The 15,401-nt window shown below is 61.7% G+C and carries 9 protein-coding genes and 7 pseudogenes; 4 read left to right on the top strand and 12 right to left on the bottom strand.

The genetic code is table 11. From position 1 onward, the window contains the following. Positions 1–282: 282 nt before the first annotated feature. Positions 283–905 (top strand): annotated as a pseudogene (locus C7G61_RS40510) (transglutaminase-like cysteine peptidase). A gap of 143 nt (positions 906–1,048) precedes the next feature. Here C7G61_RS40510 and C7G61_RS40505 read toward each other — a convergent pair. The 7 genes and pseudogenes from C7G61_RS40505 to C7G61_RS40480 all read right to left on the bottom strand — a co-directional run bounded on the left by C7G61_RS40505 (position 1,049) and on the right by C7G61_RS40480 (position 7,803). Next, positions 1,049–2,788 carry an outer membrane beta-barrel protein gene (locus C7G61_RS40505; RefSeq protein WP_145963788.1) on the bottom strand — a complete coding sequence of 580 codons (1,740 nt, stop codon included), beginning with the start codon at positions 2,786–2,788 and terminating at the stop codon, positions 1,049–1,051. Between the two features lie 286 nt (positions 2,789–3,074). Then, positions 3,075–3,721: pseudogene (locus C7G61_RS46630) on the bottom strand (IS5 family transposase); the annotation flags it as partial. A gap of 371 nt (positions 3,722–4,092) precedes the next feature. Beyond that, positions 4,093–5,106, bottom strand: a pseudogene (locus C7G61_RS40495) (IS91 family transposase); the annotation flags it as partial. A gap of 104 nt (positions 5,107–5,210) precedes the next feature. Then, positions 5,211–5,876 carry a tyrosine-type recombinase/integrase gene (locus tag C7G61_RS40490; RefSeq protein WP_476727213.1) on the bottom strand — a complete coding sequence of 222 codons (666 nt, stop codon included), beginning with the start codon at positions 5,874–5,876 and terminating at the stop codon, positions 5,211–5,213. Positions 5,877–5,924: 48 nt separating this feature from the next. Then, positions 5,925–6,146, bottom strand: a pseudogene (locus C7G61_RS47845) (site-specific integrase); the annotation flags it as partial. A 36-nt stretch (positions 6,147–6,182) separates the two neighbouring features. Beyond that, positions 6,183–7,328, bottom strand: a complete 1,146-nt coding sequence (locus C7G61_RS40485; RefSeq protein ID WP_108523155.1) for an IS630 family transposase — start codon at positions 7,326–7,328, stop codon at positions 6,183–6,185. Positions 7,329–7,347: 19 nt separating this feature from the next. Next, positions 7,348–7,803, bottom strand: coding sequence for a hypothetical protein (locus C7G61_RS40480; protein WP_145963787.1), 456 nt, complete (start codon positions 7,801–7,803; stop codon positions 7,348–7,350). A 158-nt stretch (positions 7,804–7,961) separates the two neighbouring features. Here C7G61_RS40480 and C7G61_RS40475 point away from each other — a divergent pair. Beyond that, positions 7,962–8,254 (top strand): annotated as a pseudogene (locus C7G61_RS40475) (IS91 family transposase); the annotation flags it as partial. 33 nt (positions 8,255–8,287) lie between these two features. Here the strand turns inward: C7G61_RS40475 and C7G61_RS40470 are convergent. Beyond that, positions 8,288–10,384, bottom strand: a complete 2,097-nt coding sequence (locus C7G61_RS40470; protein WP_108523153.1) for a recombinase family protein — start codon at positions 10,382–10,384, stop codon at positions 8,288–8,290. Between the two features lie 473 nt (positions 10,385–10,857). On the opposite strand from C7G61_RS40470, the pseudogene C7G61_RS46625 reads away from it, so the two are divergent. After that, a pseudogene (locus C7G61_RS46625) lies at positions 10,858–11,447 on the top strand (IS91 family transposase); the annotation flags it as partial. Between the two features lie 510 nt (positions 11,448–11,957). On the opposite strand, the gene tnpC reads toward C7G61_RS46625, so the two are convergent. The 3 genes from tnpC to tnpA are packed head-to-tail and all read right to left on the bottom strand — an operon-like array spanning position 11,958 to position 14,398. Beyond that, positions 11,958–13,610: an IS66 family transposase gene (gene tnpC, locus C7G61_RS40460; RefSeq protein ID WP_108523152.1), complete on the bottom strand. Its 1,653-nt coding sequence runs from the start codon at positions 13,608–13,610 to the stop codon at positions 11,958–11,960. A gap of 45 nt (positions 13,611–13,655) precedes the next feature. Further along, positions 13,656–14,003, bottom strand: coding sequence for an IS66 family insertion sequence element accessory protein TnpB (tnpB, locus tag C7G61_RS40455; protein ID WP_108523151.1), 348 nt, complete (start codon positions 14,001–14,003; stop codon positions 13,656–13,658). Beyond that, positions 14,000–14,398 carry an IS66-like element accessory protein TnpA gene (gene tnpA, locus C7G61_RS40450; RefSeq protein ID WP_108523150.1) on the bottom strand — a complete coding sequence of 133 codons (399 nt, stop codon included), beginning with the start codon at positions 14,396–14,398 and terminating at the stop codon, positions 14,000–14,002. Before tnpA ends, tnpB begins: the two co-directional genes overlap by 4 nt. A 184-nt stretch (positions 14,399–14,582) precedes the next feature. Between tnpA and C7G61_RS46620 the strand changes: the two are divergent. After that, positions 14,583–14,799, top strand: a pseudogene (locus C7G61_RS46620) (transposase); the annotation flags it as partial. A gap of 194 nt (positions 14,800–14,993) precedes the next feature. On the opposite strand, the gene C7G61_RS45310 reads toward C7G61_RS46620, so the two are convergent. Next, positions 14,994–15,401 (bottom strand): hypothetical protein (locus C7G61_RS45310; protein ID WP_190242226.1); only part of this gene is annotated, 408 nt, incomplete at its 5' end.

Genomic DNA, 15,401 nt, shown 5'->3' with positions numbered 1-15,401 from the left:
CGCAAAACGCGTCTCGCTATCTCCGCTCTGATCGAGATTCATCTGGCCCTCCACACGCCAAATTGCGAATCTCCTCAATTACTTGATTCCTGGCCTCCCGTGCGTGCGACCTTCTGACTCAGTACGACTAGTGTCTTTGAGCAACTGGCGTTGCAGCTTCAGGATTTCCCAGCTCCGCCAGCGCGCTATCGGCCACAAGCGCAAGAGCCGGAACTTGTTAGTTAGCGGCAGTGCAAAACCTTTGTGGCAAAAGTGGTCCCAACAAGAGAAACGGGGGCCACAATGTCTGGTTTCAGGGGGCAGGGGAAAGGTTTGGCGGTTACCGCCATTCTGTTTGCAACTTGCGTCTCGGCCAAGGCCGGCGACGTGCTCTACGCCAGCCTGGGTGACACCACGCGTTCGCCGATCGGCTGGGTCGAATTCTGCGCCGACAATCCGGGCGAGTGCCGCGGCGGCCCGACGCAACCACGCGACATCGTGTTGTCGCAGACCGCCTGGCGCGACCTCGTGCGGGTCAGCAAGTGGGTCAATGAGACGATCAAGCGATCAAGCCGATGACCGACATGGATCATTGGGGCGTTGTCGAGAAATGGTCGTTGCCGACTGACGGCTAGGGCGACTGCGAGGACTACGTGCTCCTGAAGCGCAAGATGCTGATGGATGCCGGCTGGCCGCGCGAGGCGCTGTTGATCACGGTGGTCCGCGACAAGAAGGGCGAAGGCCACGCGATTCTGACTGTGAAGACCGACAAGGGCGAGTTCGTGCTCGATAACCAGAACGAGAACGTCGTCGCCTGGACTGATACTGGCTACCGCTTCGTCAAGCGCCAGTCGCAGAGCGATCCCAATGTCTGGGTCTCGCTCGGTGACAACCGCCCGGCCGTTGCAACCGCAAGCTCACGCTGAGCCAACAAGGATTTTCGAACACGCGACCGGTCACATCCCCACCCCTCCCCGTCCCAGACCGGTTCGCGCGCGGCCAGGCATCCCCCAATGCCTGGCGCAACTTTTTTGGCGATCCGATCGCCTTCAGGACAGCGCTATTCGGCTCAGTACCGGACGCCGGCGGGAGGCTCGCCGAACTTGTAGGAGGCCTGGAGGAAGCCGCCAAAGCGTTCGTAGGTGAAGGTCGTCGGAGACGCCGGCACGCCAGGGAATTTGGTCGTGCCGTTGTCCGTCTTCGCGTACCAGTAACGGCCACCTGCGCCGACGCTGAAGTTCTGCGTCACATCATAGGAGACGATGCCCTCGAGTTGGTAGCCCCAGCCATCTCCCGACTGCGGCAGCGGGTTGATGTCCGGCCGCAGCCAGTGGTTATCAAAGCCACTCAAGTGGACGAAGGGCAGATAGGCGCCGTCCAATGTGAGCTTCCACTGCGGAGCCAGATTGATCACGCCGTTCAAGCCGACACGCAGCGAGTCCCAGGTTTCGGTCTTGCTGAGACCCAGCACGCTCCCGGAAATCGCCGGGGTACATCCAAACGGATTGCCCGCAACCTGCGTGCAGCCATAGGCATTCACGTTCTCATAAAACCGGTTGTAGCCGAGGAAGCCGCCGACCTTGAAGCTCGACCCTTTCCAGAAATTGTAGCCGGCATCGACGGTGCCATAGGCCTGGCTGCCGTTGTTGACGTTGCTGACGGTGTTGGAATACAGCGGGATCGCCGGCGGGAAATCCTCGTCGTTGATGCTGCCGTTGATGTTGCCCGCGCCGACGAAGCCCTTGGCGAAGAATCCGGAAAGATGATCCAGCCGGGCAAAGGCTTCCCCTGCGTGGCTGCCGAGATTCTTGTACGTCAACTGCGAATGGACCTGCCCGGGCACGAACGGATCGCCCAGCGTGAAACGGGTACGCCCGGAGCTGTAGAAGTAGCGCGCGCCGACTTCAATGATCCATGGCGACAGCACAAGCGGCGGCGGCGCCTTGAGCGCCTTCACCGGCATGCCAGGCGTCGCTACCGCGACCCCGTCGGGAGCTGCGTCCCAATGATAGTTCACGCCGACGCGCGCGATGCTGCCATGCGTCGCGAAATCATACTGCGACTGGAATCCAGGCGCCATGGTCGGCGTGCCGAAGCCGGAGGTCAGCGAGTGGTTGCCGAGATCGTAGTAGAGGTATTCACCCTTGACCGTCCAGTGCGGGGCGAACCTGTACTCGACGCCCGCGCCGGCGGTCCAGCCAACCTGGAATGCGTGGCCTGACGCTCCGAAATCCCGGAAAGCGGCTGGTCTCTGAAGATGGAAGTCGCCTTGCGCGCCCACGTCACCATAAGCGAGGCCGGCGGTGCCATAGAGCAGGAGGTCGGGCCTCGCCAGGAAGCCGGCCCGGGCACGCACCGTTCCAAATGCGTCGATGGTCTGGCTCGCGGTGACGAAGTTACCCGGAAAGCTGCTGCGCCCGTTGTTCGCGGCCACCACAGGACGTGAGATTGTCTTGCGCCCGCCCATATTGGCCCAGTCGAGATCGGCCTCCAAACCCCAAACCCAGGAGTTGATCTGCCAGTTGACGCCAGCCTGGCCGCCGGCGAGGCCGCCGCTCATCGTGTGGCCAAGATCGTAGACGCCCATCGCACCGGGAAAGCCGAGTGCGGCACCTCTCATGCCGAACTCATTCGCTCCGGTCGAGCCGAAGCCACCGCCGCCGTTCAGACCCGCGTAGAAGCCGGTCCAACTGCCGACCGTTTGAACCGGGGCCGGAGCCTTATAGGGGAGGTCCGCAGCCGATACCGAACCGGGACCGACCAATGCAACTGCCGAAGCGATCGGCATCGTCCAAAGCAGGTTTCTCAAGACATCCTACCTAAAACGCCCTAGCGAGTAGCGCACGGGCAACATCGGCGATGTGTGTTGGGTACCTTGCCTCCGCAATGTCGCAGCTCTTCTTCTCATGAATTGTTGTAAATCAGCAACAAATAGGTTTTCCGGCGAAATCCACCACATCGGCAAATTCGAATCGACCGGTTCTGCTTGCGAGCCCTACTCCGCGGCCTGCGCGCGGTGCTCTTCCAACGGCACGAGCTCGGCGGAAGTCGATTTCTGCTTCTTGTGCACGAGGCTGACTAGGGTCTGTTTGGATTCATCTTGAATTTATCACGGCGGCGGTGAGGTTGATCATTGCTCCGAAGCTGAGGTCAGTTTTGTCGGCACGCATGGCGATCCGCTTGAATTCCTTGAGCTTGCAGAAGAAGTTTTCGATCAGATGCCGCCATTTGTACATTTCCTGGTCGATGGCGAGAGGTTTTGCGCGCCGCGGGTGCTGGGAGATGATGACCTTGGCGCCGCGTGTGTCGAGGTCGGCGATGATGGCGTTGCTGTCGAACGCCTTGTCTGCGATCAGCGCATCGAAGGCCAGCCCTTCGATCAGCGGCGGGACGCCGACCGTGTCGAAACGCTGTCCGGGCAGCAGCACGAAACGCACGAGATTGCCGAGCGCGTCGGTCAGTGCCAGGATTTTGGTAGTCATTCCCCCCTTCGAGCGGCCGATGGCCTGGTTTTGCGTCCCCCTTTTGCGCCCTGTCCGTGGCGGTGGACCTTGACGATGGTGGCATCGACCATGACGTATTCCATGTCCGGCTCGTCTGAGACTGCATTAAACATTCGCTTCCAGACGCCCGCCTTCGCCCAGTCGCGAAAGCGCGTGTACACGGTTATCCAGTTGCCGAAGGCGCGCGGCAGATCGCGCCACGGACTGCCCGTGCGGGCAATCCACAACACTGCTTCGATCCGGATGAGAATCTGGAGGGTTCTGTGAGGTCGCGTTCACGCGCTGGCGCGGCATGCGCAGTTACGCGACCTCATTGAAGCCGGATTGAACGAAGGCGCGGGCGGGTATGCGCGGTTTTGCAGCTATGGGGATTGTTGGAGATCGCAAGGCCCGGTCTGCCGGCTCGGCACGTGAGGCAGAGCTGCGAGATGTGTTCATCGGGGAAGAGTTGAGATCAGGCGCGCTTTGCCGGAGATCGCGATAGGCGTTTTGCTGCATCGGACGGTTGTTGTCGCGCCGTGTGGCAGCACGGATTCGACAGCGTCCACGATGATCGAGACGCTGGGAGCGGAATGACGAATGGCGATCGTTGTGCACGGCATGACTTGGCTCACGATGTATCGCACCGGAACGGGCATGTTTGAGGACTGGAGCGGTTGCAGCTGTGTCGAAAGCGCTCGACGATGCGCATGACGCCACCACACTCAGGACAGGTGGGAGCCTTGGGCCACGTCAGAGCGTCCGACTCCACAGGCGACGGCTCGCCATCGTTTGGCGCTGTCCGCTCACGATCGAGAAGTTTGCGGCAAAGGGCGAGTTTGGCAGCGCGATGGCTGTTGGCCATGAAGCCGAAGTGGCGGATGCGATGGAAGCCATCGGGCAGCGTGTGAAGAAGGAAGCGGCGGATGAACTCGTCGGCCTTGAGCTTCATGATCTTTGTCGTGCCGTTCTGGCGGTAGTCCTTCCAGGTAAAGGCGACGTGATCCTCGTCGAGGGCTACGAGCCGGCTGTTGGCTATTGCAACGCGATGGGTATAGCGGCCGAGATAGGCCAGCACCTGCGCGGGACCGCCGAACGGCCGCTTGGCGTAGACAACCCAGCTGATGCGCCGCATGGCGACGAGGTGAGCTGTGAAGGCAGCAGGCTCGGCCAGAGATGCGAGATCGCCGAAGAAGTTCAGGGTGCCGGCGTCGAAGGCGGCGGTCAGACGTTCGAGGAACAGGCGTCTGAACAGCCGGGCGAGCGGTTTGACGGCCAGGAAGAAGTTTGGTCGGCTGGCGATCCAGCGCGCGCTATCGGGCGAGAGGCCGCCGCCCGGCACGACGCAGTGGACGTGGGGATGGTGCGTCAGCGCCTGTCCTCAGGTGTGGAGGACGGCCACGACGCCGATCCCGGCGCCGAGCCGGCGTGGATTGGCGGCGAGCGTCGACATCGCCTCGGCGGCGGCTTTGAACAGGATCGCATAAACGATGGCCTTGTTCTGAAAGGCGATCGCGGCGATCGGAGCCGGCAGTGTGAAGACGACGTGGAAATAGGGAACCGGCAGCAGGTCGGCTTCTCGCGCGGCGAGCCACGCGGCCCGGGCTGGCCCCTGACACTTCGGACAGTGCCGGTTGCGACAGGTAATGGGCGACGCCCATTACCTGTCTTATGGGCAAAGCCGGTAATGGGGAGCTGGCGGCAACTTGATCGCGCTCCTGCACTAATCACCGCCAACCCCGCTCTCCATTACGAGGTACGCCTGAGGAGTTCGATCAGCTTGTCGGTCGGCTGGAAGACGCCGCGCCGCAGGTGGGGCGGCACGATCGCCTCCATCGCATCGAGCTTCTCGGTCGGATCGCCGCGCGTGTAGACCTCGGTGGTCGTCAGCGTAGCGTGGCCCAGCCATAGCGACACCTTCCGGATGTCCCCGGTCGCTTGCAGGACGACCATCGCGCAGGTGTGCCTGAGCACATGGGGCGAGACGCGTTTCTTGGCGAGACCGGGCTGCTTGCGAGCCGCAGTCGCGGCGTGCTGCCTGAGCAGATAGGCAAAGCCCCATCGGCTCAGCGGCTCACCACGGGCGTTGACGAACACCTCAGGTGTCGCGACCTGTCCACGGATGGCGAGCCAGGCGCGCAGTGCAGCGGCCGCCGGCTTCCACAACGGCAGGGTCCGCTCCCGGCGTCCCTTGCCGAGCACGAGGATGCTCATCGAAGGCAGGTCGATGTCATCGACCTTGAGGCCCGTCAGCTCGGAGACGCGCAGCCCTGCGCAGACGGCCACGTGCAGCATTGCGCGATCGCGGATGCCATCGCGTGTCGCCGGATCGGGAGCGTCGAGCACGGCTTGGAGCTCTTCGCGCAGAAGGTAGGGCACCAGGCGCGTGTCAGTTTTCTTGAACGGGATCGCCAGTACACGGCGGATCTGCTCGAGCGCTGCCGGCTGCCGGTACTCGAGGAAGCGGAAGAACGACTTGATCGCCGCCAGGCGAACGTTGCGCGTCACGGCCGCGTTTTTGCGCTCGTCCTCAAGATGCTCGAGGAAGGTGCTGACGAGCCCGGCATCGATCTGCTCGAGTGTCAGCGCCGATGGTTTGACCTTGAGCCGGTCGGCGGCGAACACGAACAGCAGCTGGAAGCTCGAGGCATAGGAGTCGCTCGTGTGCCGGCTGGCGCCCCGCTGGCAAGCTAGGTCAGCGTTTTCTTGGTTCGAATCATATCAGGCGGCGTCGGCGAGTTTATAGGACCAGGTATGGACGACGGGATGGCGATTGACGTCGTCGATTCCAGCCATGATGCGCTCCTTGAGTTCATACTTTGATGTAACCCGGATGTGACGCAGGACGGAGCGGGCGAACTTGGAGAAGAAGCCCTCGATGAGGTTGAGCCAGGAGCCGTGCTTGGGCGTGAAGGTAAACTGGAAACGGCCTGCCGGTCGTGTGTCGAGCCAGGCTCTGGTTTCTCTCGAGATGTGTGCGGAATGGTTGTCGAGGATCAACTTGATCGCGGTCTTGGCCGGATAGGCGGCATCGAGGAGCTTGAGGAATTCGACGAACTCTCGGCTGCGGTGGCGGTCTTTGACGAGCGCGTGGACCTTCCCGGTGAGCAGGTCAATGCCCGCCAACAGGCTGAGCGTGCCGTGACGTTTATACTCATGATCGCGCGCGAAGGTCGCATGCACGCCCGGCACTGACGGCAGATCCGGCGCTGTCGACGCGATGGCCTGGATCCCCGGCTTCTCGTCGTAGGAGACGATCGCGACCGGCTTGTCCGATTTCTTCGAACGGGCGCCGGCTTTTTTCAGGATCTGGACCTCGCGATAGACGTACAGTACCTCCGCCATCTTCTGCTCGAACTCGGCGTCGCGGTTTTCAAGATAGTAGCGCACCTTGTGCGGCTTGATTTCCTCCTGACCGAGAAGCTTGCACACCGTGCCCTGAACCAGGCGGGCGAGGCATTCATGTCCGGCCTCTGGTCCGTGCTCGCGGGCATGGCGGGCCAACAGCCGCGTCGTCCACAACTCGTGCGGATAGCCATGCTCCTTGGCCTTGTCGCACGCCAGAGACACCAGCCACGCCTTGGCCTCCGGTGTGATCACTGGCTCCTTGCCCGGTCGCGGGCGCTCGTCGAGCGCCGCCAATGCACCATCGGCCGCCGCCCGCTCGACGCAGCGCTGGACCGTCTGATGATGGGCGCCAAGTCTTTGTCCCACCGCAAAGAATGACGGGGTCTCGCGGTAGGCAAGCAGCATCGCGGCCCGCGACACCCGGCGCGCCGGTTCGGTCCTCGACCGCGAAAGAGCCGTCAACGTTGTAATCTCCTCATCGGTCATCGCCAACTCGACCGCGTGCCGCCATCCTGCCATGATGAAACTCCTCGTTCAGTCAATCGCAAACGAGGAATCCACAAACAAACGTCCCGTTCCATGCTGCCAAGTTCATGGAATCGATCGTCGGATCGGATGCGCCGCGATGCTTGCGCAGCCACGTCTTGAAGTCGGCGACCAGCTGCGGCTCGGCGGATGTTGGCCCCACGGCCGCGGACCGGCAAACGCCGCGCTCGACGAGGTGCCGACGAAAGAGCCTGGCACCGTAGATGGTGTGGTGGTTGCGCCGGCCGCCTTTGGCGCGTGGACACCGGCAGGTGCGCAGGTGCTCGCCGAACGCGGCGAGATCAATGTCCGTTAGGCCCGCGCCTTGCTCGGCCATGACATGGCCGATGTGAGCCGCCGCTCGCAAATAGCGTACCGCTGTCTCGGGGCCATAGCCTTGCTGCTCCAGTGCCGCTGCAAACCCGTCAAGGTAAGGCCCGCTCGGCCCGCTGCGCAAATGCCCCAGCATCTTCGCCGCCGAAAAGTACGTCTCCAACATGTTCGTCCCCGTATGTGACCGGCCATCAGTGGCCGACCCGACGGGGCCGCACGGGCGACTTGTAATGGAGAGCTCAAGAGCGGCAATACACAGGAAAATACGGTGATCGCGATTGCCAGCTCCCCATTACCTGCCGCAACCGCCATTGCCCCAAGTGCCAGGGACTGGCACGCGCCGAAATGGCTCGCGCGTCGACAGGCCAAACTGTTACCGGTGCCGTACTTCCACGTCGTCTTCACCCTGCCGAAGCTGGCGGGCGAGATCGCGTTCCAGAACAAGGCCACCGTCTATGCGATCCTGTTTCCGCGCCGTCGCCGAGACACTCACCACCATCGCCGCCGATCCAAAGCGTCTGGGCGCGCAAATCGGTGTTACCGCGGTACTCCATACCTGGGGTCAGACCCTGCAGCAGAACCCTCACTCAAGATACCGGGCATTATCATCTCCTTGATTTTCAAGTGAACAACGCAAGTTGATCTTCCGCGCAACCCCCCTGCAGAATTAGCTTGCCGGTGCGGTGGAGGCCCTCAATAACGCTGCGAATGGGTTCGGCATCCAAATCACGGCGGCTGACTTCCCAAGGTGCACGAGGAGTTATTTGTTCGCACTTCAATAGGCCGGCTTCAACCAGCCTTTGGATGGTGTGGTGGCTGACGCCGCATATTCGCGCAGCTTCGCTCAAACTCACTCTCTCCGGATCGTGCAGAGCTCGTTTTTGACCGGCTATCGAATGGTTACGCCGGGCTGTCGCTACACGGGTCTGATTCCACCGCTTCCCTTTACCCGTGGAATAGCCGCGTCGGTTCAACACAGAGGCAATCTGGTCGTCGCCGTATCGAACAGCCATGCGACGAATGATCTCCAGCGCCTCCATGGGCGTGGCCGTTTCCGTTACGGAACGTGGTCGTTCCATCGTGAGTTGCGTATGCGCACCTCCTTTCCAGTGAATCAGCAACTCAAGGTTTTTTTTATCCTGGTCAGTGCGTACAATGATCTCTTCGATGGCGGTGCGGAAGATCATCTTCTTAAGTGTCGGGGGACAGTGGTTGCTCTGCCAGACTCCAGCAAAATGATCACCCATCGAACGTATTCTGATTTCCTCTTCAGGCGATAACGAGTAGCGCTCGGTTTCGAGACTGGAAAGCCGCTGCTTGACTGCCTCGATCTCTTCCAGCTTTCCGTTCCACCGCCGTTCCAACTCGCTGGCTGCAAGTCGATTCCGGGCATCCACCGCGTCGTACTGTTCGAAGGCCTTCCTCGCCTCATACACCAGTTGCTCGAGCTTGCGGGACAGGGCGGTACATTGAGCGGTGCCGACAGCACTCAGTTCTTCGAGAGCTCGCAGACTGGCTTCCACCCCCAATGGCGCGATCGCCTTTAATAGTTCTTGTCCTACGCACCGGTCTACCGAGCTGCCGCCGAAGCCGATGCAATACTGCCCGCCATCATCGTAGTCGCCCTTGCAAAGGTAGCGCGCATGGGTGCCACGGCCGCCCCAATACCGTACATGCAGCTTGCGCCCACAATGTCCGCAGCGCAGGAGTCCGACCAGAAGACCCTGGCCAGCGCGAATCGCCGCCATCGATTCGTCCCCCTCCCAGTTCACCGAATTGTGCCGTATCATTCGCTGATTCTCTTCGTAGGTTGCCCAGTCAATATAACCTACATGATGATCGCGGATGAAGACGCGGCACTCTTCGGCGGGGCGCATCGCGCTCTGACGTTTCTCGAGCCGGCCTCCTACCAGCAAGGTCGTTACTGGACGCCGTCCCCAAACATAGGCACCGGCGTAGAAGGGATTGCGTAAAATGTCGCGGATTAGGCTCTGCGAAGGAACCTTCCAGATCAGCCGCGTTCCCTGTATGGGATTGACCGGTAGCTCCAGGTCGTGATCACGGAACCATTGGAATGTCTGACGCACGCTCCACAGTTCTCGAAACTTGGCGAACACGAGCTGTATCGCTTCGCAGATCCGTCGGTCGGGATGAAACATGATCTTACCCACGGGGTCGCGGGCATACCCAATCGGAAGCCGTTTGAACAGTTCGCCGCGGCGCGCTTTGGCTTCCTGCCCTGCCAGCATTCGTTGGCGTATAACCTTGAGCTCGACGACGCTGAGTGTCCCTTTGATACCCAACACCAACTGATCGTCGAGATTATTCAGATCGTAAACCTGTTGCTCGTCAGCGATTAGCGTTCCAAAGATCTGGCATACCTCCAACAGCCGACACCAATCTTTGTCCGTTCGGGATAGCCGTGATACCTCTCGGCTGCCGACGATTCCGACCTCTCCCAGCGCTACCGAGCTGAGGACGCGCTCAAAGCCTTCCCGCTGGGCGGCGGCAAGGCCCGCGCTCGATCCCAGGTCATTATTGATGATCTCGACCTCCTGCCAGCCCAGCGCACGCACCCGTTCGGCCATCGCATACTGGAGGAGTTGACTTTCCTTATTCTGTCGTACTTGCTTTTCGCTGGATTGCCGAAGGTAGACGATCGCCTTGCGAGCCAGATGCTCCGGTTTGATTTTGGGATTGTGCAAGAGCTCTGTCATTTCCTCTTCTCCTCTCCTCGTGAAACACCGCTGCTATAACGCGGGCTATGAGATCGATCAGATCGGCGCGTGTCGCTGCGTCCATTGGCACGGCGCCGCATTCCCTTGAGATCATCAAATCTAAAAGTTGAAGTTGCACCACGACGACCTCCCTCGCTTCCGCTAACGCGCGGTCGCCGAAGGTTATCGTGGACAGGGTGAGTCGAGTCGTGAGGCGATCAATGAAGCGAGAGATAGGAGGGCTTGCTTACCGAGGCGCGGTCGTTGCGAGATCGTGATCTCGGCACACTCCGGCAACAGCATCCAGATGGGAATCTTCAGTCGTCTCCCGGCTGGATCCATGACACAGACCGCCCCATCTCCTCGCGTTGGTCTGCGAAGAATCCGCAGGGTAACACCATGAAGCGGGTGAAAGGGGTAGAAGACCTGAACATCTGTATTATCGGCGCTCAGGGTATTGTGGGCGTGGGTGCCATCATCCGCACATTCATTGCGTGGTGCCAGGCGGCGGCCCCTCGCTCGACGGCAGGCGCTGGATCGCTTGCCGCCCCGGTTTCTTCCTGCCCGTGCGCGTGCTCTCGCGACTGTTTCGTCGCCTGTTCCTGCAGAACCTGCAGGATGCATTCGAGGCGGCAAGCTGCGCTTCTTCGGCAAACTCGCCGGTATGGCCGCGCCCACGGCCTTCGCCACCGGGCTCGACCAACTCAGGCGCATCGAATGGGTCGTCTATGCCAAGCCGCCGTTCGGTGGCCCCGAACAGGTGCTGGCCTATCTCGGCCGCTACACCCATCGCGTCGCCATCGCTAACCGCCGGCTGGTCTCGCTCTTTGACGGCAAGGTCCGCTTCGCCTGGAAAGACTATCGCCAAGACGGCAAGACCAAACTGATGACGCTCGATGCCGACGAGTTCATCCGCCGTTTCCTGCTGCATGTCCTGCCGGATGGCTTCCACCGGATTCGCTACTACGGCTTCCTCGCCAACGGCCAACGCGGCGACAATCTCGCCTCTGTCGCCGGTTGCTCGATGCCCTTCACGTCACGACCAACTCCGAGTTGGCGGACGCTCACGTCAAAAGCGATCGACAGAGTAACGCCTGTGACTTCCTCATCTATCCCGATTGCGGCGGTACCATGCGGCGTATCGCAGCCGTTCCGCGCTCATCCACGCATCAGCCATTCTACTGTGATACGTCATGATCTCATCGCCGCCGATTTTCGTCATCACTGCCACCGAGCTTGCCGCGCGTCCTGTCGCTAATCGGTCAACTATGCCGATCGACTGCCGCAATACCGACTCCAGAGCTGGCCAACGACTGAACCTGACCTGTTGCTCGCGTTCAGTACCCAATCCGCGAGATCTTCCTACGCCAAAACGGCGCCTCGCATCAACTGCGCCGCCGTCGTCAGAGCAGCCTCGCCAGCACGCCGCGGTAACTTTCCCCATAGCGCCAAAACAACCCGCGGCTTCGTTCAATCCGGCTTCTATGAGGTCGTGCGTACGCATACGACGAAGGCCGCCAGATTGACGCATGCGCGCGGGGGCCGGGTCGGCTATGATGGCGCTGCGTGAAGGTTAGGCAGCTTGCTGATCGTTGGGGTCGTCGGCTTGGCGCGGGAGCTTCCATTCCCAGGGCAGCAGTTCGTGCAGACGCGAAGCGGGAAGATCGGCGATCCGGGCGAGGACGTCGGAGAGCCAGGCTTTGGGATCGACATCGTTAAGACGACAGGTGGTGATCATCGTCAGCATGATGGCGGCGCGGTCAGCGCCGCGCAGGCTGCCGGCGAAGGTCCAATTGCGCCTTCCCAAGGCGATGCCGCGCAACGCTCTTTCGGCGGCGTTGTTGCTGAGGCAGATCCTGCCGTCGTCGAGGAAGCGGGCAAAGTCGGCCCAGCGCCTGAGCATGTAATTCATGGGCTTCAGGACCTCGGAGGAGCGCGACAGGGTTTCTCGCTCGCGCAGCAGCCAGGTGTGCATGTCGTCGAGCAGCGGCTTGCTTCTCTCCTGGCGCACGGCACGCCGCTCGTCGGCACTGCGGCCGTTGATGGCGCGCTCGATCTCGAACAGGGCGTCCAGACGCCTGACCGCCTCCAGCGCGATCGGGGAGACCGGTTTGCCCCTGTGGCCTTCCCGGGCATTCTTCTCGATGTCGGCCAGCTCGAAGAAGCCCCGCCGCGCATGGGCGAAGCAAAACGCCGGCGTAATCGGCAGCATCTTCTTCTGCGGATCGAACAGCGGCTCGAAGCCGTTGTAGCAATCGGCTTGCAGGATACCGGCGAAGGCGGCCAGATGCTTCTGTGGATGCTCGCCTCGACGGTCGCTCGAGGCGTAATAGACCGCCGCCGGCGGCGCAGGTCCGGCGAAGGGCCGGTCATCCCGCACATATGTCCAGATCCGACCGGTCTTGCACTTGCCCTTCGCCAGGATGCGGATGGTGGTGTCGTCGCCATGAAGGCGCTCGGCCGCGAGCACATGACGCTCGATCAGGTGGAAGAGCGGCATGACGGCGAAGGTCCCGTGGCCGACTTGGTCGGCCAGCGTCGATAACGGCAGGTCGATCCCCTCGGCCTTGAAGCGCGCGCTCTGGCGGTTGAGCGGGATATGCATGCCGAACTTGTCGAACAGGATGGTCGCCAGCAATTGCGGGCCGATGAAGCCGCGCGGTGTTGCATGGAACGGCGCGGGCGGCTGGCTGATCTTCTCGCAATCGCGGCAGGTGAACTTTTCCCGCACCGTCTCGACGACCTTGAAGCGACGCGGGATCTCCTCCAGCGTCTTGGTCACATCCTCGCCGATCTTCGCCAGCCGCGATCCGCCGCAGCAGGCGCAGGTCGTCGGAGCCTCGATAACGACGCGCACGTGTTCGATGTCGTCCGGCCATGGCTTGCGCACCGGTCGCTTGCGCGTGAAGGCGCGGACTTTCTGCGCCTTCGCCGCCGCGGCCTGCGCGGCAAGCTCATCCTCGCTCGCCGTGGTGACGAGTTCTTCGAGCTCCAATTCCAACTGCTCGATCAGCCGCGCAGTGCGCTCGGAGCGCTGCCCGTACAGTTCGCGTTTGAGCTTCTCGATCCGCAACTCGAGATGCGCGATCAGCGCCGCGTTATCCGACAGCTCCGCTTGCGCGCTGGCAGCCATCGCCTCGGCTCGCAGCCGGGCCTCACGCTCGGCCTGCAGCGCTGCCAAGGCACTGACAAGATCCGATGGAAGGTCGTCCGGCTTCGATATCATGAAGCCATTGAATCAGATCAAGCAGCAGATTCAAACCCAAAACGGCTATCCGACCCGCGTCGGACGCTGGGTTTCTTGCGGGTTGCGCCAATCGATTCCGGACAACAGGTAACTCATCTGCGCCGGCGAGATCGTCACTGCATCGCCCGCAACCGAAGGCCAGATGAACCGCCCTCTCTCCAGTCTTTTGGTGAACAGGCATGCTCCCTGGCCATCGTGCCAGATCACCTTCACAAGATCGCTTCGGCGACCGCGGAAGACAAACAGATGACCGCTGAGCGGGTTCATGCGCAGCACCTCCTGCACCTGGAGTGCCAGCGACGGAAAGCCTCGGCGCATGTCCGTGTAGCCTGTCGCAAGCCACACTCGTGCGCCCGTCGGAACCGGGATCATCGGCGTACCAAAGCATCGAGAACGCGACGTAGTGCGTCTCCATCAACGTCGCCATCGACCCGGATGCGGTGCCCGCTACCAAGATCTATCTCGATGATGCCCAGGCTCTTCCGTCGACGCGCCGTCGTCGTTAGTGGCGCTTCGGCCACCTCCCGCGGCGGCACAGACGGCCCAATCTCGACCGGCACGAACGGCGCTATACTCGCTTCACTGTGCTTGCAAAGCTCTTTGCGCCACCTGAACAGCTGGCTTACATGAAGGCCAGCCATGCGAGCCACCTCGGAAACACTGGCTCCGGGCTCGAGCGATGCTGCAACAAGCCGTTCCTTCTCATCCTGCGACCACCGGCGCCGCCGCTCGACCGATGTGATCACCTCCGCCCTCGAAATCGTCATAGCGCTTCTCCTAGGATTACCCCTAGGACCTGCAGCGTTCGCGTCCGTCAAACAAGGCGGCCCTCAACGGCCTCAACGGAGGAATACGGTCGTGCTCACGATCACGTCCACGTCGCCGGTGTGCCCACGACCTCACAGAACCCTCAAGATTCTCATCCGGGCTTGGTTGTGATTCAAGTTGCGGATGGACCGATTCGTTCTGACTGACGCCCAATGGCCGAAGATGGAGCCGCTTTTGTCTCGGCAAGCCGGGCGATCCCGGCCGCAGCGGCAAGGACAACCGGCTGTTTGTCGAGGCCGTGCTGTGGATCGCCTGAACCGGCAGTCCCTGGCGGGATCTGCCGCCCTCGTTCGGCCACTGGAACAGAGTCTTCACGCGTTTCCGCGACTGGGTGAAGGCGGATATGACCGGCTGACCGAAATCGCTCGACCGCAGGGGCCGTGGACGCTCGTGCATTGCTGGAGCAATTGCGCCGGCGCTTCGTCAAACTGGCCCGCAACAGCAAATCGCCGATCGCCGAGGCCGCCGTTCGGCACATCGCACAGCTTTACGCCATCGAAGCCATGGTACGCGGTTCATCGCCGGACAAGGTCATTAGGTCAAGTCAGATTGGGACGACAAGCGCTTCTGCAATGAGATAATCCGGTTGAGCAGTGCGCGCTGGCGCGCCACGGCCTCGCCTTCTTCCGGTTTCAGCACAGGTTCTGTCTGATGGCCTTTTGAGCCCTCGAACGTATGATCTTCGGCCTCGCGCTCGCGCCATTGCTTTACTGCCCCCTCATCGGCCGGCCCGTGTTGCGCTTCCTCTTCCGCAGTTGGAGTTTCTAATTCATGTCGGACCCGACACTTATCCGCATCCTGGTCGGCAAGATCGAGATATTTCTCGCCGTGACCGAGAGCGATGGGATCCGGAGCGAAAGTCTCTGCTTGATTAACGGCAAAAAGACCGCGGTCGCTTGTGCCGACGACCTCTTCTCCCTCCTGCCCGCACTGCAACGGCGT

It is taken from the genome of Bradyrhizobium algeriense (genome assembly GCF_003062295.1).
Classification (GTDB): Bacteria; Pseudomonadota; Alphaproteobacteria; order Rhizobiales; family Xanthobacteraceae; genus Bradyrhizobium; species Bradyrhizobium algeriense.
Note: the sequence above shows the minus strand (reverse complement) of the source record. Positions and strands in the feature narration are given on the sequence as shown.